The organism is Bradyrhizobium sp. MOS003 (genome assembly GCF_003020125.1).
GTDB lineage: Bacteria > Pseudomonadota > Alphaproteobacteria > Rhizobiales > Xanthobacteraceae > Bradyrhizobium.
Genome location: NZ_PYFW01000004.1, coordinates 132,383 through 149,289, shown reverse-complemented (window position 1 = coordinate 149,289; position 16,907 = coordinate 132,383). Strand labels below are relative to the sequence as shown.

Genomic DNA, 16,907 nt, shown 5'->3' with positions numbered 1-16,907 from the left:
AAAAAAGGCGCTCGATTTGAGCGCCTTTCTCATGTCGGGGATCTGGTCCCGATTATTTCTGACCCGCTGGAGCGGCGCCGGGGGCGCCACCGCTTTGCTGCTGCTTCTTCTGCAGCTCTTCGGCCTTCTTCTGAAGCTCTTCCTGAAGCTTCTTCTGGTTTTCCTCGAACACCTTCGGATCGGTCGGCGGACCGTCATAGGCCTTCTGGAATTCGCCGGCGAGCGGCAGCGGCAGGGTCAGCGGCGCGCCGTTGGCGTTGATCGCCTGGACGACGAGATTCTGGCCCTTCTTCATGCTGTTGATGAGCTCGGGGGTCGCCTCGTAATCGGACATGCAGCCGTTCTGGAAGCAGATCACATAGGGCTGCTGCAGCGGCGCGTTGCTGTCCACGATGATCCGGGTGCCGTGCACGAGCTGCATGCCGAGCGGCAGCGTCACGCGCAGGATCTTCTTGGGCTCGCCTTCCGGCTCGATGATGACGGCAGCGATGACCGGTTGGCCCGATTCGATGCGGCCGTCCTTGCCGGTGAAGCAGACCTGCTTGGCGTTGGCATCCTGGCCCTTGAGGCAGAACTTGGTCCAAGGGGCGTAGATCAACTGGATCTGCTGATCAGCCGGCTGGGCCGCGCCCTGCTGCGCCGGAGCGCCTGCCGCGGGAGCCTGCTGGGCGGGGGCCTGAGCGGCCGGCGCCGGAGCCTTGGGGGCAGCCTTGGGAGCCGCTTTCGGGGCCGGAGCCGCCTTGGGCGCACCGGGGGCCGGCGCCGGGGTCTGGGCCTCGGCGGCAAACGGAACGGCCAACGCCGTCGCCGTCAACAGGGCGAGAAGTTGCCCACGCGGCCGGACGGACGCGGCCAAGTAACGGAAATTCATTGCGGAAAACCCTTTCTGAACGGGAAGCGCCCGAACCGCTCCGAAGCGCCGAACCTAGCCGCCTTGGGCGCGGCTCTCTCCCCGTCAATTGAGGCAGTTAAGTGACGGGCTCGGCGCTCTTGCGCGATTGGGTGCCTTCTTAACGTGGCCGACGAAAAGATCAATGCCGACAACCGTCTTTGGCCACATCCGCAGCTGCGTCCGGTGAAATTCCCTGTGATAGGATTCAAGCCCAGCCGGTCCTCGAATCAACGTGTGCCGATGTTCAAGTTCCAGCGCCTTTTCGAGGGCCCCGGTCTCCGCCTGTGCGTCGTTGCCTCTGTGCTCGCGGTTGGGCTGTCCGCCATCGGCGCGCGGGCCGAGGAAGCCCATGCCATCGCCATGCACGGCAAGCCGGCCATGCCGGCCGATTTCACCCACATGCCCTATGCCAATCCCGATGCCCCCAAGGGCGGCCGCCTAACCTGGGGTGTCCTCGGCACCTTCGACAGCCTCAATCCCTTCATCGTGAGGGGATTGGCCGCGCAGCAGATGCGCGGCTACGTCATCGAGAGCCTGCTTGCGCGCGGCAATGACGAGCCGTTCACGCTCTATGGCCTGCTCGCCAGGAGCGTCGAGACCAACGACGAACGGAGCTTCGTCACGTTCCGCCTCGATCCGCGCGCCCGCTTCTCCGACGGCAAGCCGGTCACGGCCGAAGACGTGCTGTTCTCCTGGCAGCTGCTGCGCGATCACGGCCGCCCCAACCACCGGCAGTACTACGCCAAAGTCGCCAGGGCCGAAGCTCCCGATCCCCTCACCGTCCGCTTCGACCTCGCAGGCGCCAACGACCGCGAGCTGCCGCTGATCCTCGGCCTGATGCCGATCCTGCCCAAGCACGCGGTCGACGTCGCGACCTTCGAGGAGACGACGCTGACGAGCCCGATCGGCTCCGGCCCCTATCGGGTCACGGCCGTGAAGCCCGGGGCCAGCGTCACACTCACCCGTGATCCCGACTATTGGGGCCGCGACCTCGCCATCAACCGCGGGCTCTACAATTTCGACGAGATCCGGCTCGACTATTTTCGCGAGGCCAACGGCCAGTTCGAGGCCTTCAAGCGCGGCCTCTACGATTTCCGAATCGAGCACGAGCCGCTGCGCTGGCACGACGGCTATGATTTCCCGGCTGCCAGAAGCGGCGAGGTGATCCGCGACACCGTCAAGCCGGGCCTGCCGCAGCCATCCGAGTTCCTGGTGTTCAACACCCGCCGTCCTCTATTCGCCGACATCCGCGTCCGCCAGGCGCTGACGCTGCTGTTCGATTTTGAGCTGGTCAACCGCAACTACTTCTTCGGGCTCTATTCGCGCGTGGCCGGCTATTTCGCCGGCTCCGACCTGTCGGCCTATGGCCGGCCTGCGGACGCGCGCGAGCGCGAGCTGCTGAAGCCCTTCGCAGCGCAAATTCGACCCGATATCATGGACGGCAGCTACCGCTTGCCGGTGACCGACGGCTCAGGGCGCGACCGCACCAAGCTGCGCGCGGCGCTGAAGTTGTTGTCCGACGCCGGCTACGATCTCGACGGCACGGTGCTGCGCAACCGCGCGACCAAAGCGCCCTTCGCTTTCGAGATCCTGGTCACGACCCGCGACCAGGAACGGATCGCGCTCGCATTCCAGCGCGACCTCAAGCGCGCCGGCATCGAGCCGAGCGTGCGAACCGTCGATCCCGTGCAGTTTGACCAGCGCCGGCTCGCTTACGAATTCGACATGATCCAGAACCGCTGGGACCAGTCGCTGTCGCCCGGCAACGAGCAATCTTTCTATTGGGGCAGCGCTGCGGCCGACAATCCGGGGACCCGCAATTACATGGGCGCCAGGGACGGCGCGGTCGATGCCATGATCGCCGCCCTGCTTGAGGCCCGTGAACATACGGATTTCGTCTCGTCGGTGCGGGCGCTCGACCGCGCCCTGATCGCGGGCTTCTACACAATCCCCCTGTTTAACGTATCCGAGCAATGGATCGCGCGGTGGAATCGGATAGAACGACCCAAGACCACCTCGCTCTCGGGCTATTTGCCGGAGACCTGGTGGTCGAAGGGGCAGCCGCAAGCTCATCAAGCAAAGTGACGCCGTGAACCAGCCAGCCATATCGCCGACGCTCGACACGTTGTTTCAGCGCACGCTGATACGGCAGCCGCACGCGCTCGCTCTGCTCGATCCCCTCAACAAGCCCCGCGTGACCGGGCACGAGCCGCGGCGGATGACCTATGCCGAGGCCGACACGGCCATCGAGGCGCTGTCGGCCTATTTCGTCGAATCGGGCCTGCCGGCCAATTCCGTCATCGCGATCCAATTGCCTGCGACGGTCGAGTTCGTGCTCACCGTGCTCGCCGCCCATCGCGCCGGCCTCGTCGTCGCGGTGCTGCCGCTGCTGTGGCGGCATGCGGAACTGACCGCGGCGCTGAACCGCACCGCGGCGCGCGCCATCGTCACCATGAGCACGGTCGACGGCGTCAGCTATGCCGATCTGGCTATGCATGCGGCCGCTGAAGCCTTCTCGATCCGTCACGTTTGCGGCTTCGGCACCGATCTGCCCGAAGGCATGGCTTCGCTCGATGACGTGCTGGCCCGCCCGCCCGGCACCACACGCGCCGTGATCCAGGACGGTCGCAAGGCGGCGATGATCTCCTTCGACGTCACCGCGGAAGGCTTTCGCCCGGTGCCGCGACCGCATTTCAGCCTGATCGCCGGCGGCCTTGCGATGTCGCTGGAAGCAGACATCAGGCAGGGCGCGACCGTGATGGCGGCGTTCACGCCGATGTCGTTCGCAGGCCTCGCCTCCTCGCTTGCGGTGTGGTTGCTCTCCGGCGGTGCGCTGGCGCTGCATCATCCGTTCGAGAACGAGGTGCTGGAGCGGCAGATCAACGAGCATGAATGCGAGGTGCTGATCGCGCCTGCACAGCTCGCCTTGCGCCTCGGCGATTCCGATCTGGCGGGGCGGATGCCGTCTTTGCGCAACGTCATCGGCCTGTGGCGCGCGCCCGAGCAGGTGGCAACGAGCGATGCCTGGATCGCGCCGCATGCGCCGCTGACCGACGTCTACCTGTTCGGCGAGGCCGGGCTGTTCGGCGCCCGCCGCGGCGAGGACGGCATGCCGGTTGCGGTGATGCCCGGGCCGCACGGCGCCCCGCGCGAGCAATCCGGCTCGTCCATTGCCGGCGAGATCCTGCTGACGCCAAAGGGCACGCTCGGCCTGCGCGGCGCGATGGTGCCGATCGCGGCCTATGCGCCGCCGCAGCCGGTCGGCGACACGCTGATCGCGCAGCCGCCGCGGGACTATGTCGACACCGGCTATGCCGCACGGCTCGACCGCCCCAGCGGTGCGATCTGCATTACCGCACCCCCCTCCGGCATCATGGCCGTCGGCGGCTACCGCTTCCTCTCCAACGACCTCCAGGAATGGGCCCGCCGGCTCGGCCAGGGCGCCCTGCTCACCGCGCTGCCCGACCGGCTTTCCGGCCACCGGCTGGCCGGACGCGCCCAGGACAACACCCGGGCCCGCGAGGCGCTCAGCGAGCTCGGGCTTAACCCCCTGATGGTCGAGGCTTTTCGCGACCGCTCCGGCCCGGTCTAGGCGCAGTTTCGCCTGGTATGTTGACGCCGCATTAAGGCGGCCAAACTAGATTGCACGGCATCTGTCGCGTGATCAGAGTTTGTCGAATGTCCCAGGCGGGCCCGATCCTGTTTGTGTCAAATGCCGAGCGGCCGCCCTTCATTGCGGCGCTGGACGAGGCCCGGCTCTTTCCCGTCGTCGACACCGACTGGGCCAGCGCAGCGCGCGCGGTCGAGCAGGTCCAGCCGGCCGTGGTTCTCGCCCAAATATCCGGCGGTCACGAGCCGCATATCGCGCCGCTCGCAAGGAAGATCGCCGATCAGTCGCCCTACCTTCCCTTCGTGGCCCTCGATGCTTCGGGCGCGCTGCCTCCCAACGCCCTGCCCTTTTCCTCTCGCGGCGGCAATTCCGACCGCCTGATCGCACGGCTTCGCGCCGCGCTGCGCGTCCGCACGCTTCATGCCACGGTGCTGCGCCGGCTGCCTGAGGTGAAAGTCGCGCTGCCGGAGGCCGATCCCGCCCGCGATGCCACCGTGCTCCTGATCGGCCGCGGCGCGGCTTACCCTGCGCTCTCTGTCGCGTTCGGCGAGCGCGCCGGTGTCATCGGTGCGCTCTCGATCGAAGCCGCGGCCAAACATCTCAACACCCGCGACCTCGACGGCGTCGTGCTTGCCGAAGGTTTTACCGCGCGCGTCACCGACGCCTTTCTCACGGTGCTCGCCGAGGACACCCGCTTCCGCAGCCTGCCCGTGGTCGTCACCGCGCACCAGCTGACGCAGACCTACGACCTGCCGAATCTGGAGCTGATCCCGGGCGAGCCGGCCAAGGTCGCCGCCAACGCGCTGCCCTTGATCCGCCAGCACGCGATGGAAGCACAGCTGAGTCGGACGCTGCGCTCGATCGATGCCGGCGGCTGGCTCGATCCGCGCAGCGGCCTGCTCACGGTGGAAGCCTTTGCCCGCGATTTTGCCAAGGCGGTGGAGCAGACACTGGCCCGCGGCGGCGGCCTCTCGGTCGCGCGTTTCGCTTTCGATCCCGGCAATTCGCGCGCCCAGCTCGATGCTGCGCGCATCCTGAGCCGGCTGATGCGGCAGATGGATTTTGGCGCGGCCCAGAAGGACGGCTCCGTCATCGTCGTGTTCGCGGAGACCGACTTCCGCACGGCGCACATGATCGCTCGCCGTTTGTCGGCGGTGATGCGGCACACCTCGAACGGCAAGCACGAGATGCGCAGCGATCCTGTCGTCTCGGTGGATTCGCTCTCGCCGTCGGACACGGCGCGGTCACTGCTCGGGCGTCTTTCGGCCGACGCGTCGCGGGCGGCGTCGTAGGCGTACGCCAGCGTTCGCTGCCGTCGGAGCTCGACTGCTCACACCATCATGAGCTTGATCTGGCCGTCCTCAACGGTTCCCGTCGCGAGAGCGTCGCGCGCCATCTTCTCGACAGCCGGCCAATTCGCCAGAAGGTATCTCTGCGCCTGCACTTTGGTGGGGAAATGTGTTTGCAGAAGACAACTCTGCCGCGCGTTCCCATTCGCGATCTGAAAGGACACTGCCTGGGGCCCCTCACTAAGCTCTTGCTCGGTGGGCTGGGGAAGCTTGCGCATGCTGTTCCTTCTCGTGGCTCAGCGAACCGGTGCGGCGTCCCCGGACGCCAGATCGGCGGGAGCCGTCCCGGCAGCGATCCTCCTGGATTTCGACAGCCGCTGCGGCTCAAGGCCTGGCTGCGTATTGCGGACCGCCTCGGTCAGCATCAGGCGGAGCTCCGCCTTGGTCTTGGGTGCTTGTCGCGTGGTCGACTTCTGCCAATTGCTCATGGAGTCCATATGGGGATCTTTGCGCGAAATGCGACCACTGGCGTGCTCATTCGCGATGGGCGGCAGCGGGTGCAAAAAACCCGCGGCCGATGAACGGTCGCGGGTCCAGAAATCAGAAGCTCTGCCAGTCCATCCGTGGTCAAAGCAACGTCATGGCGATTGCGACAGCCTATACGGCGCGCAGATCCTCAGCAGCAGACTTGCCGGTCTTGCGGTCTGCAACGATCTCGAATGAAACCTTCTGCCCTTCGTTGAGGGTATTCATGCCGGCGCGTTCAACGGCGCTGATATGAACGAACACATCCTGGCTTCCCTGGTCCGGCTGAATGAAGCCAAAACCCTTTTGGCTGTTAAACCACTTCACAGTTCCCGTCGTCATGGGGTCGTCCTTTAAGATAGATAAGCGTTTGGCCGCGCTCAAAAGCGCGGTCGGTGTCGTCGAGATCTGGAGGGAGGGTCGTCAGTCAGGCGCGCTTGAAAGCGGCGAGGCCAAGTCATTCGGCCGAAACTCGATGAATCCAATATGGCTACTGCTCGGTCATTCTGCAAGTAGCCATAAGTCGTTGTTTTGGGATCCAGAGGCTGCGCATCGTTTCGCGCTGCGCGGCCTCTGAAAGCACGATAATCCCTACGCCGCCTTCTTGCTCTCAGCGAGCTGCGCCAACTGGCGCATGATCTCCGTGGTGCCAGCCAGACGCTCTTCCGGCGTCTCCCAGTCCTGCAGGAACACCACCTTCATGTCGGGCCGCACCTTGGCGGCCTGGCCGTAGCTGCGGATGAACGACACCAGGCGGTCAGGATGCGCGAAGGAATTGTCGCGGAAGGCGATGACGGCGCCCTTCGGTCCGGCATCGATCTTCCCGACATTGGCGCGGCGACAGAACGCCTTGATCGCGGCGACCTTGAAGAGGTAGCGGACCTCGTCCGGCAGCACGCCGAAGCGATCGCGCATCTCGGCACCGAAGTTCTCGATCTCCTCCTCGCTGTCGAGATCGGCCAGACGCCGGTACAGCGACAGCCGCACCGAGAGATCGCCGACGTAATCCTCCGGAATGAGCACGGGCATGCCGATGGTGATCGACGGCGACCAGCGGTCGGCGGCTGGCTCGGACACGCCGGCCTTGAGGTTGACGATCGCCTCCTCCAGCATCGATTGATAGAGCTCGAAGCCGACCTCCTTGATGTGGCCCGACTGCTCCTCGCCGAGCAAATTGCCGGCGCCACGGATGTCGAGGTCGTGCGAGGCGAGCTGGAAGCCCGCGCCCAGCGTCTCCAGCGATTGCAGCACGGTGAGCCGGCGCTCGGCCTGCGCGGTGATCTTCTGCTGCGCCGGCAGCGTGAACAGCGCATAGGCCCGCAGCTTGGAACGACCGACACGGCCGCGCAGCTGATAGAGCTGTGCAAGGCCGAACATATCGGCGCGGTGCACGATCAGCGTGTTGGCGTTGGGGATGTCGAGACCAGACTCGACGATCGTGGTCGACAGCAGGATGTCGAACTTGCCGTCGTAGAACGCCGTCATGATGTCCTCGATCACGGCGGGCGGCATCTGCCCGTGCGCGACCGCGACCTTCATCTCCGGCACGTTCTTGTCGAGGAAGTCCTTGACCTCGGCGAGGTCGTCGATGCGCGGCACCACGTAGAACGCCTGGCCGCCGCGGTAACGCTCACGCAGCAGCGCCTCACGGATCATCAGCATATCGTGTGGGGCGACGAAGGTGCGCACCGCTAGGCGGTCGACCGGGGGCGAGGCGATGATCGAGAGCTCGCGGACGCCGGTCAGCGCCAGTTGCAGCGTGCGCGGAATCGGGGTCGCCGACAGTGTCAGCACGTGCACTTCGGCGCGAAGCGCCTTCAGCCGCTCCTTGTGGGTGACGCCGAAGTGCTGCTCCTCATCGACGATGACGAGGCCGAGGTCGCGGAACTTGATCGCCTTGCCGAGCAGCGCGTGGGTGCCGACGACGATGTCGACGGAGCCATCGGCGATGCCCTTCTTGACCAAATTGAGTTCCTTGGTCGGCACCAGGCGCGAAGCCTGCGCCACGTTCACGGGAAAGCCCTTGAAGCGCTCGGTGAAAGTCCTGTGATGCTGGCGTGCCAGTAGCGTGGTCGGCACCACGACCGCAACCTGTTTGCCTTCGAGCGCAACGGCAAAGGCGGCGCGCAGCGCCACCTCGGTCTTGCCGAAGCCGACGTCGCCGCAGATCAGCCGATCCATCGGACGACCGAGCTCGAGGTCTTTCAACGTGGATTCAATCGCCCCTAACTGGTCCTCGGTCTCGTCATAGGGGAAGCGTGCGCAGAACTCGTCATAGATGCCCTGCTGCACCGGTAGCTTGGGCGCCTCGTGCAGATGGCGCGCGGCGGCAATCTTGATCAGCTCGCCCGCGATTTCGCGGATGCGGTTCTTGAGTTTTGCCTTGCGGGTCTGCCAGCCGGAGCCGCCCAAACGATCCAGCTCGACCGTGGTCTGGTCGGAGCCGTAGCGCGAGAGAAGCTCGATGTTCTCGACCGGCAGGAACAGTTTTGCCTCGGCGGCATAATGCAGCTCGAGGCAGTCATGCGGCGCGCCGGCGACGTCCAGCGTCTGCAGGCCGACGAAGCGGCCGATGCCGTGATCGGCGTGGACGACGATGTCGCCAGCGGTGAGACTCGTGATCTCCGAGATGAAATTGTCGAGCTTGCGACTGGCCTTGCGCGTCCGCACCAGCCGGTCGCCCAGAATGTCCTGCTCGCTGATCAGCGCGATCTCGTCGGTTTCGAAACCGCTCTCGAGGCCGAGCACGGCGAGCATGGTCTCGTTGCGCGGGGTCGCCTGCACCGTCCGCCAGGCGTTGACGCTCGTGGTGTGAGTCAGCTTGTGGTCGCGCAGCATCGAGGTCATGCGATCGCGCGAGCCTTCGCTCCAGAGTGCGATCACGACCTTCTTGCGGTTCGCCTGCAGGCCCATGACATGCGCGACGACGGACTCGAACACGTTGACCGTGCTGTCGTTGCGCTCAGGCGCAAAGTCGCGGCCCTTGCGGGCGCCGGCATCAACGACCAAAGTGCCGTCGGCAGGCACGGCGAACTGCGTGAGCCGCGCCAGCGGGATGTCGGCGAGGCGCTTGGCCCACTCGTCCTCGGTCAGATAGAGCCGGTCAGGCGGGAGCGGCTTATAGATAGCGCCGCCGCCGGGATGCTCCATAGCGTCGCGGCGGGCCTCGTAATAGTCCTGGATCTGCTTGAAGCGCTCGCGGACGGCGTCCTCTGCCTGCGGCTCGATGGCGACGGCTGCGCCTTGCAGATAGTCGAACAGCGTGTCCATCCGTTCCTGGAATAGCGGCAGCCAATGCTCCATGCCGGGATGGCGGCGGCCTTCGCTGACGGCCTCGTACAGCGCATCGTCGCGCTCGGGCGCACCGAATTCGGCGACATAGCCCATGCGGAAACGGCGGATGGTGTCGGTGACGAGCTGAAATTCCGAGATCGGCACGAGGTCGAGCGCGCGCATGTCGAGCAGCGTGCGCTGGGTCTCGGCATCGAAGGTGCGGATCGATTCCAGGCTGTCGCCGAAGAAATCGAAGCGCACCGGCTGATCGAGGCCGGCCGGGAACAGGTCGAGAATGCCGCCGCGCACGGCATATTCGCCGGGCTCGCGCACGGTCGAGGAGCGGTTGTAGCCGTTGTGCTCGAGCCAGGCGACGATGGTGTCCATCGGCACGACGTTGCCGGGCGCAACCGACAGCGCCTGCGCCGCGACGAGCTCGCGCGCGGGCACGCGCTGCACCACCGCGTTCACCGTGGTCAGCACGATCAGCGGTTTGTCGCTGCCGGTGAGCGAGGCCAGCCGCGCCAGCGTGGTCAGGCGTTGCGCCAGGATACCGCCATGCGGCGAGACGCGGTCATAGGGCTGGCAGTCCCAGGCCGGAAACTGGAGCACCGGCAGATCGGGCGCGAAGAATTGCAGCGCGCGTTCGAGCTGCTGCATCCGTGCCCCGTCGCGGCAGACCACGGCCAGACTGACGGCCGGCTTTTTCGGCCGCGCCGCGATGGCCCGGGCGAGATCGGAGACCACCAGGCCTTCGGCGCCTTCCGCGACATTGGCAAGCGTGACCGCGCGGCCGGGCGTGAGAAGCTCGGCCGGCGACTTCAACCCAGGTTTCATAGATTGCCGTCCGTGATCGGGAACGCCTTGATGCGGGCAAACAGCGCGCCGGTGAGAGCAGCTGGCAGCACCTTGTCGCCGGTGATGGCGGCATAGAGGTCGGGATCGGACTCTTCGAGCAGGGTCTCGAGTTCGGTCAGCTCCGCGTCGGACAAATTGCCGATCTCGGCATCGGCAAAGCGGCCGAGGATCAGGTCCATCTCGCGCGTGCCGCGGTGCCAGCATCGGAACAGCAGCCGCTTGCGGCGATTGTCCAGCCCGTCACTCGATCGTGTCGTTCCCGTCATGTCTCAAATCCAGTCAAACGCCGAAAGCCCGGACGTGCCGGGCCGGGGTGATATAGCCATTGGGGCCGGCCGTGTCAGCACTTTAGTTGTTGCAATTGGTTGGGTCTGTCATTGCCGGGCTTGACCCGGCAATCCATCGTCATTGAAAGATGGATGCGCGGGTCAAGCCCGCGCATGACCAATGTTGCAAGAATGCGCCCAAGTCTGCTCAATCCGCTGTTTGCTCCCGTGACCAGCCTGCCCGGCGTCGGTCCGAAACAGGACAAGCTGCTGCAGTACCTGCTCAGCCGCAGCGAGACGCCGCGGCTGGTCGATCTTTTGTTGCATCTGCCGAGCCAGGTCATCGACCGCCGCGCCCGGCCGAAGATCCGCGACGCGGCCGTCGGAACCATGGTGACGCTGGAGGTCACCGTCGATCGCCACCGCCCGCCGCCGCAGCGCAGCGCGCGCGCGCCGTATCTGGTCTACGCTAGCGACGACACCGGCGACGTCGTGCTGACCTTCTTCCGCGCCAAGCCTGGCTATGTCGAAAAGCTGCTGCCAATTGGAGAGAAGCGCTACGTCTCCGGCACGCTGCAGATGTACGACGGCATCCCGCAGATGGTGCATCCCGATCGCGTGCTGGACGAGGAAGCGATCTCGAAGCTGTCGGGCATCGATCCGGTCTATCCGCTGACGGAGGGCCTCGCGCTCGGCTCGCTGCGCCGCGCAGTCGCGCAGGCGTTGCTCAAGCTACCGGCCCTGCCGGAATGGATCAGCCCGGAGGTGATGCGCCGCTGCAATTTTCCTGCGATCGCCGAGGCGCTCAACCGCGTCCATCAGCCGGCCGAGCTGACGGACATCCTGCCCGATCAGCCGTTCTGGTCGCGCCTGGCCTTTGACGAACTGCTCGCCGGCCAGCTCGCGCTCGCGCTGATCCGGGCGCAGCTGCGCCGGCCGGCCGGCGTGCGCAATGCCGGCGACGGTCACCTGCGCAACAAGATCATCGACGCCCTGCCCTATGCATTGACGGTGTCCCAGCGCGACGCGGTCGCAGCGATCGCCAGCGATCTGCAACAGCCCATACGCATGCTGAGACTGCTGCAGGGCGATGTCGGCTCCGGCAAGACCGTGGTCGCGTTGCTGGCCGCGGCAGCCGTCACGGAAGTGGGCAAGCAGGCGGCGCTGATGGCGCCGACCGAAATCCTGGCGCGCCAGCACATCAAGACCATCGCCCCTCTCGCCGAACGGGCCGGCATGCGGGTGGCGATCCTCACCGGGCGCGAGAAAGGCAAGGAGCGGCGTGAATTGCTGGCGCAGCTCGAAGCCGGCGAGATCGACCTGCTCGTCGGCACCCATGCGCTGATCCAGGACGATGTGATCTTTCACGACCTCGCCCTCGCCATCGTCGACGAGCAGCACCGCTTTGGCGTCCGCGAGCGGCTCGCGCTGACATCCAAGGGCGAGGCGGTCGACGTGCTGGTGCTGAGCGCGACGCCGATCCCGCGCACGCTGGTGCTGACCTATTTCGGCGACATGGACATCTCCGAGCTGCGCGAAAAGCCCGCCGGCCGCCAGCCGATCGAAACCCGCACCATCTCGATCAGCCGCCTCGCCGAGGTCACGGACAGCATCGGCCGGGCCCTGGAGGCCGGCAAGCTGGTCTACTGGATCTGCCCGCTGGTGGAAGAGTCGGAGGCCGAAGGCACCGAGCACCTCACCAACGCGACCAAGCGTTTCGAGAGCCTGCAGAAACGGTTCGGCGAGCGCGTCGGCCTCGTCCACGGCCAGATGAAAGGAGCCGAGAAGGACCGCGTGATGGGCCAGTTCGCCGCCCACGAGATCGGCCTCCTGGTCGCGACCACCGTGGTCGAGGTCGGCGTCGACGTGCCGGCGGCGACCATCATGGTGATCGAGAATGCCGAGCGCTTCGGCCTTGCTCAGTTGCACCAGTTGCGCGGCCGGATCGGACGCGGCTCGGAGGCCTCGACCTGCCTGCTGCTCTACTCGGAACCGCTCGGCGAGATGTCGAAGGCGCGGCTGAAGGTGATCCGCGAGACCACCGACGGTTTTCGCATCGCCGAGGAGGATTTGAAGCTGCGCGGCGAAGGGGACGTGCTGGGCGTGCGCCAGAGCGGCCTGCCCGGCTACCGCATCGCGCGCTCGGAGGTCCACGGCCAGCTCATCACCCAGGCGAGAGACGAGGTGCTACGGATCCTCAAGGACGATCCCAAGCTGAAGGGCGAGCGCGGCGAGGCGCTGCGGTGCCTGCTCTATCTGTACGAACGGGACGAAGCGATCCCGCTGATCGGGGCGGGCTAATTTGGTCTCCAAATGCCTACTCGGTGCGAAGCTCATTTACGTGCTGGATGATGAAACTGCACTTCGTTGCGACGCGAGGGGCGCCGTCTTGGGCCTCGTAGGTGCGCAAAGCATGTACAATCATCGAGCGATCGCCACACCCCTTCAGCTTGGGATCGAGATTGGTCAAGATCCTCGCTTGACCTTGACGTGGAATGAAGCTTACCAGCGCATCAATCGCAACGAGACTGAGCGGACGGCCGCTTGCAAGCCAACTCTGAACCCGACTCCAATTTAGATCGGAAACGGATGCAAGCTGCCCCCAGGAAGCAGTGACGTCCTGGCGCGGGAGGCGGGCCTCGATCCAATCCAGCACTGCGGGCGCGCCGAACCATGAGAGTGCTGACATCTGCTTTTCCAGATCGCGCCCTTGGACTGTCTTTAAAGCGTCGATTGTCTTGTGAAGCCCCTCGGCGGCTGGCAAGCACTTTGCGGCCGCCTCGGCCCAGATGAACAGTGATCTGTCTCGCCAAGCTCTCTCAAATTGCGCGCGCACCCATGGCGCAGCCGGGCTACCGACGACATTCGCACAAAGCTGGACCATCGTCTCCCACACCTGCCGATTACCCGCATCCGCGCGATCCTCAATTGCTGCGAGAACCGTGCCGGTCGCGAATGGCCTGAACGCTTCAAATTCTTCCTTTCCGAGGCGCCACCGCGTGACGCAGAAATCGATCAGCCGCTCGAGCGAGCCGGAGCACATTTCCAGTGTGGGCGCACGCATGTCGTCAGTTGCGTAGTCGTCCACGTCCGGTTGGGAAGCCTCTCCGTTCTGATCGTAGAAATCGTCATGCAGTAGGAACTTGGTCCAACCATGTAAGGCAGCAAGGTTGAACCATTCGATCGGCCGGAGCGCATAGTGTCGCAGACGATCCGCACATTCGTGACATAGACTATACGGTTGCCGGGGATCATCGTCGCGAACGTCTTCAACAGCCGGTGCTTGACGACAGGCTTGGCAAATCCAATTAACTCCAGTTTCCTTGGTCATGAACCCTTGGGGTAATAGGTGCGTGTTTCGGTCGGGTTGTCGGACTATTGGCCAGGCATGGCCCTTCGTCGCCCAACCTCGTAGGCCGCAACATGCGCGCGGGCCAGATCCAATAGCGGCGTCTCGATGCCGAGCTTACGGGCCCGGTCTGCCATATCGCCGAGGATATGCTCGGACTCGGTCATCGAGCCGCGCTCGATGTCGCGCAGCATCGAGGCCTTGAGCGGCGAGTCGAGGGTCGTGAACAGCTTGCGGTCGAACTCGATGAACGGCGCACGCGGCTCATATCCCGAAGCGGTCGCAACGGCGCAGCATTCAGCAAACAGGCGAAAAATGGACTGCTCGCCGTTGGGCACGGCCAGGATATCTCCGATGCTTGCGCGCATCAGGCAGGTGATGCCGGCAAGCGTCGAGAGCTGGACGAACTTCTCCCACATGTCCTGCATGATTGCTTCGCTGGCACGCACGTCGATCCCGGGGACCTGGAGCAGCATCTCAAGCGCGAGCACACGCTCGCTCAGTGCGCCCTCGATCTCGCCGAAGACGATGGTCTGGTTGGCCATGAAGTGAACGACCCGCCCCTCTCCATCGAGCCCGGCACTGACGTTTGCGAGCCCGCCGAGAACGTGTGCGGCGCCGAACCTGACGGTCAGAGCGTCGATATGTTTCAGGCCATTAAGAATGGGAAGAACCATCGTGTTCGGGCCGATGGCGGGCGCAAACTGGCTCATCACGTCATCGAGCGAGTAGGCTTTCACGCCGACGAGCACGACATCGAACGGCTCCCTGAGATCGCCGATCGCAAGAAGCTTCGGCTGCACGGCAAAGTCACCGTGCGGGCTGACGACCTGGAGTCCGTTCCGCCGCAATTGCTCCGCCCGCTTCTCGCGCACAAGAAAGCTCACGTCTCGGCCTGCTCGCACGAGGCAAGCACCGTAATAGCCGCCCAGCGCGCCCGCGCCGATCACCAGCATTCTCATTCGAACTCCCACGACAGAAGAACAGCGCCCGCAAGATCAATAACAGATGGGTTCGGCGACGTCAGGATTTCGTCCGCGCGATCCCCGCGGCGAAGGCCTTCATCAGCTCCGCATCCACCGCCTCGCCCTTCGCATCCTCGGCGAGATGCTCGAACCACCGCGCAAAACCCTCGTAGATCTGGCTGGCGGGATGGTCGAGCCCGAGAAAGCCGGAAATCTCCCGCATCTCGGCAACCCAGCGATAGGCCTTCGGAATCATGTCAGGCAGCGCGACCTCGAGCCGCGCCAGGATGGCGGGCTGGCTCAGCGCCAGTTCGTCACGCAACGCGTCAGCAGCGCCTGCTTTGGTCGCCGCGATCACCATCGCCGAGCCGATTCCGGCGAGGCCCTTGACGATGCCTGCGTAGGACATTTTCAGAGCGGACGCCGCGCCGACCGGGCCTTCGACGATGCGGATGTCGAGGCCGAAATCCTTCAGCACCGCGACGTCCCTGGCGTGCTCGCCGGACATGTAGAAGGCCGGGCTCTTGGCCCCAGGCTGCGGCGGAAAGCCGATGATGCCACCATCGACGAACGGCGCCTGCGCCGAGCCGATGATCTCCTGGATTCCACGCACGGTATCGACATTGACCGCGTTGCAATCGACCACGACTGGCTTCTTCTCGCGCCTGACGATCAGGGCCGCCAGCCGCTTGGCCAGCGCAACCGCTTCGCCCGGCGGCACGATCGAGAGGATAATGTCGGCGTCCGCGATCGCAGCGTCATCGACGCCAATCATGCCGGCGTCTGCTGCGCGCTTGCGCGTCGCCTCGCTCCGACCTTCCAGCGACGTCAACACCCGCGCGCCATGCTCACTGAGACGGCGGGCCACCGCGCTGCCCATGGCGCCGGGCGCGAGGATCGCAATGGTTTTGGACATCGTGCACTCCAGGTCGAATTCCGAGCGAGGCGCTCAATTCAACCGGAACTCTAGCAGAGGATGCCAACGCCTGCGTAACCGACCGCCATCACGCAGAGGAATGGCCTTATTCCGCCTTCGCAGGCTCGGGCCGCAGCGTGGAGGCGTTGGCGATGCGCGCGGCATTCGCCATGCCCGCGAGCGCCGCCGCTTTCTTCGGGTCGGGCGCCGAGCCGGGCTGCACCACGCCGGCCGACATGATCAGCGTCGCGGCATCCTCGGTGCTGAGGTCGACCTCGATGATCTTGCTCTTTGGCACGTAGAAGAAGAAGCCGGTGGTCGGGTTCGGCGAGCACGGCAGGAATACCGAGACGTGCTCCTCCTGCCCCGGCAGGTTGCGCGCAATATCTTCGTTCGGCGATTGCGAGATCAGCACGATCGACCACATGCCCGGCGAGGGAAACTCGACCAGGCCGACCTTGCGGAAGCTCGAGCCTTTGCCCGAGAACAGCGTCTCGAACACCTGCTTCAGGCCACGGTAGATGGCGCGCACCGCGGGGATGCGGCCGAGCAAGGTCTCGCCGACATCGACCAGCGTCCGGCCGATCAAGTTCGCCGCGAGGAAGCCGAGCAGCGTCAGCATGAAGACTGCGACAATCAGCCCCCACCCGGGGATCACGTACGGCAGATAGGTTTCGGGCCGATAGGCCAGCGGCACGAACGGCCGCACCACGCCGTCGACCCAGGTGACGAACCACCAGACCAGATACAGGGTGATCGCGATCGGACCGGTGACGACCAGGCCCGTCAGAAAGTAGTTTCGGAAGCGACCCATCAGGCCGATATGCGGTTCCGGGGCGGCATTCAAAGGCGCAGGCGTGTCGTCGCGGGCGGTCATTCGGGTTCCAGGTCGGTCGCTGCAGTCAAGCTAGGGTCTTCTAGCAGGTTTTGGAAGACTACCTAGCGTTCCGGCCGGATCCCTTCT

General features: G+C 65.2%; 14 protein-coding genes. 4 read left to right on the top strand and 10 right to left on the bottom strand.

Translation table 11 applies throughout. The features are described from left to right. Positions 1 to 52 precede the first annotated feature (52 nt). Positions 53 to 871 carry an invasion associated locus B family protein gene (locus C7G42_RS19555; protein ID WP_106950601.1) on the bottom strand — a complete coding sequence of 273 codons (819 nt, stop codon included), beginning with the start codon at positions 869 to 871 and terminating at the stop codon, positions 53 to 55. A gap of 261 nt (positions 872 to 1,132) precedes the next feature. Between C7G42_RS19555 and C7G42_RS19550 the strand changes: the two genes are divergently transcribed. The 3 genes from C7G42_RS19550 to C7G42_RS19540 all read left to right on the top strand — a co-directional run bounded on the left by C7G42_RS19550 (position 1,133) and on the right by C7G42_RS19540 (position 5,794). Then, complete coding sequence (locus C7G42_RS19550; RefSeq protein ID WP_199581059.1) at positions 1,133 to 2,977, top strand: extracellular solute-binding protein; 1,845 nt, start codon at positions 1,133 to 1,135, stop codon at positions 2,975 to 2,977. 4 nt (positions 2,978 to 2,981) lie between these two features. Then, positions 2,982 to 4,484 carry a class I adenylate-forming enzyme family protein gene (locus C7G42_RS19545; RefSeq protein WP_106950600.1) on the top strand — a complete coding sequence of 501 codons (1,503 nt, stop codon included), beginning with the start codon at positions 2,982 to 2,984 and terminating at the stop codon, positions 4,482 to 4,484. 86 nt (positions 4,485 to 4,570) lie between these two features. Next, the gene (locus C7G42_RS19540; RefSeq protein ID WP_106950599.1) at positions 4,571 to 5,794 is read left to right on the top strand and encodes a hypothetical protein; all 1,224 of its coding nucleotides are present in this window, start codon (positions 4,571 to 4,573) and stop codon (positions 5,792 to 5,794) included. Between the two features lie 38 nt (positions 5,795 to 5,832). Here C7G42_RS19540 and C7G42_RS19535 read toward each other — a convergent pair whose 3' ends face one another. The 5 genes from C7G42_RS19535 to C7G42_RS19515 all read right to left on the bottom strand — a co-directional run bounded on the left by C7G42_RS19535 (position 5,833) and on the right by C7G42_RS19515 (position 10,713). Then, the gene (locus tag C7G42_RS19535; RefSeq protein ID WP_106950598.1) at positions 5,833 to 6,069 is read right to left on the bottom strand and encodes a hypothetical protein; all 237 of its coding nucleotides are present in this window, start codon (positions 6,067 to 6,069) and stop codon (positions 5,833 to 5,835) included. 18 nt (positions 6,070 to 6,087) lie between these two features. Beyond that, positions 6,088 to 6,288, bottom strand: a complete 201-nt coding sequence (locus C7G42_RS19530) for a hypothetical protein (protein WP_106950597.1) — start codon at positions 6,286 to 6,288, stop codon at positions 6,088 to 6,090. Between the two features lie 160 nt (positions 6,289 to 6,448). Next, entirely contained in the window at positions 6,449 to 6,658 is a 210-nt protein-coding gene (locus tag C7G42_RS19525) for a cold-shock protein (RefSeq protein WP_158537604.1), read from the bottom strand. A gap of 249 nt (positions 6,659 to 6,907) precedes the next feature. Beyond that, a complete protein-coding gene (gene mfd / locus C7G42_RS19520) occupies positions 6,908 to 10,426 on the bottom strand; it encodes a transcription-repair coupling factor (RefSeq protein ID WP_106950596.1) in 3,519 nt (1,172 codons plus the stop codon). Next, entirely contained in the window at positions 10,423 to 10,713 is a 291-nt protein-coding gene (locus tag C7G42_RS19515) for an FAD assembly factor SdhE (protein WP_106950595.1), read from the bottom strand. The genes mfd and C7G42_RS19515 overlap by 4 nt, the downstream gene beginning before the upstream one ends. A gap of 192 nt (positions 10,714 to 10,905) precedes the next feature. On the opposite strand from C7G42_RS19515, the gene recG reads away from it, so the two are divergent. Continuing rightward, complete coding sequence (gene recG, locus C7G42_RS19510) at positions 10,906 to 13,014, top strand: ATP-dependent DNA helicase RecG (protein ID WP_106951054.1); 2,109 nt, start codon at positions 10,906 to 10,908, stop codon at positions 13,012 to 13,014. A 16-nt stretch (positions 13,015 to 13,030) separates the two neighbouring features. Here the strand turns inward: recG and C7G42_RS19505 are convergent, their stop codons facing one another. The 4 genes from C7G42_RS19505 to C7G42_RS19490 form a co-directional block, all read right to left on the bottom strand. Next, positions 13,031 to 14,044 carry a hypothetical protein gene (locus tag C7G42_RS19505; RefSeq protein WP_147250263.1) on the bottom strand — a complete coding sequence of 338 codons (1,014 nt, stop codon included), beginning with the start codon at positions 14,042 to 14,044 and terminating at the stop codon, positions 13,031 to 13,033. Between the two features lie 44 nt (positions 14,045 to 14,088). Further along, the gene (gene panE, locus C7G42_RS19500; protein ID WP_106950593.1) at positions 14,089 to 15,024 is read right to left on the bottom strand and encodes a 2-dehydropantoate 2-reductase; all 936 of its coding nucleotides are present in this window, start codon (positions 15,022 to 15,024) and stop codon (positions 14,089 to 14,091) included. A gap of 61 nt (positions 15,025 to 15,085) precedes the next feature. Continuing rightward, on the bottom strand, positions 15,086 to 15,943 hold the full coding sequence (locus C7G42_RS19495) for an NAD(P)-dependent oxidoreductase (protein WP_106950592.1): 858 nt from the start codon (positions 15,941 to 15,943) through the stop codon (positions 15,086 to 15,088). A gap of 106 nt (positions 15,944 to 16,049) precedes the next feature. Beyond that, positions 16,050 to 16,820 carry a DUF502 domain-containing protein gene (locus tag C7G42_RS19490; protein WP_106950591.1) on the bottom strand — a complete coding sequence of 257 codons (771 nt, stop codon included), beginning with the start codon at positions 16,818 to 16,820 and terminating at the stop codon, positions 16,050 to 16,052. Between the last annotated feature and the right edge of the window lie 87 nt (positions 16,821 to 16,907).

Excerpts from the sequence above, each read along its gene's own strand:
- recG (WP_106951054.1), top strand. The coding sequence starts at position 10,906 with ATGCGCCCAAGTCTGCTCAATCCGCTGTTTGCTCCCGTGACCAGCCTG.
- C7G42_RS19525 (WP_158537604.1), bottom strand. The coding sequence starts at position 6,658 with ATGACGACGGGAACTGTGAAGTGGTTTAACAGCCAAAAGGGTTTTGGC.
- C7G42_RS19530 (WP_106950597.1), bottom strand. The coding sequence starts at position 6,288 with ATGGACTCCATGAGCAATTGGCAGAAGTCGACCACGCGACAAGCACCC.
- C7G42_RS19555 (WP_106950601.1), bottom strand. The coding sequence starts at position 871 with ATGAATTTCCGTTACTTGGCCGCGTCCGTCCGGCCGCGTGGGCAACTT.
- C7G42_RS19550 (WP_199581059.1), top strand. The coding sequence starts at position 1,133 with ATGTTCAAGTTCCAGCGCCTTTTCGAGGGCCCCGGTCTCCGCCTGTGC.
- C7G42_RS19495 (WP_106950592.1), bottom strand. The coding sequence starts at position 15,943 with ATGTCCAAAACCATTGCGATCCTCGCGCCCGGCGCCATGGGCAGCGCG.
- panE (WP_106950593.1), bottom strand. The coding sequence starts at position 15,024 with ATGAGAATGCTGGTGATCGGCGCGGGCGCGCTGGGCGGCTATTACGGT.
- C7G42_RS19540 (WP_106950599.1), top strand. The coding sequence starts at position 4,571 with ATGTCCCAGGCGGGCCCGATCCTGTTTGTGTCAAATGCCGAGCGGCCG.
- C7G42_RS19505 (WP_147250263.1), bottom strand. The coding sequence starts at position 14,044 with ATGACCAAGGAAACTGGAGTTAATTGGATTTGCCAAGCCTGTCGTCAA.
- C7G42_RS19535 (WP_106950598.1), bottom strand. The coding sequence starts at position 6,069 with ATGCGCAAGCTTCCCCAGCCCACCGAGCAAGAGCTTAGTGAGGGGCCC.
- mfd (WP_106950596.1), bottom strand. The coding sequence starts at position 10,426 with ATGAAACCTGGGTTGAAGTCGCCGGCCGAGCTTCTCACGCCCGGCCGC.
- C7G42_RS19515 (WP_106950595.1), bottom strand. The coding sequence starts at position 10,713 with ATGACGGGAACGACACGATCGAGTGACGGGCTGGACAATCGCCGCAAG.
- C7G42_RS19490 (WP_106950591.1), bottom strand. The coding sequence starts at position 16,820 with ATGACCGCCCGCGACGACACGCCTGCGCCTTTGAATGCCGCCCCGGAA.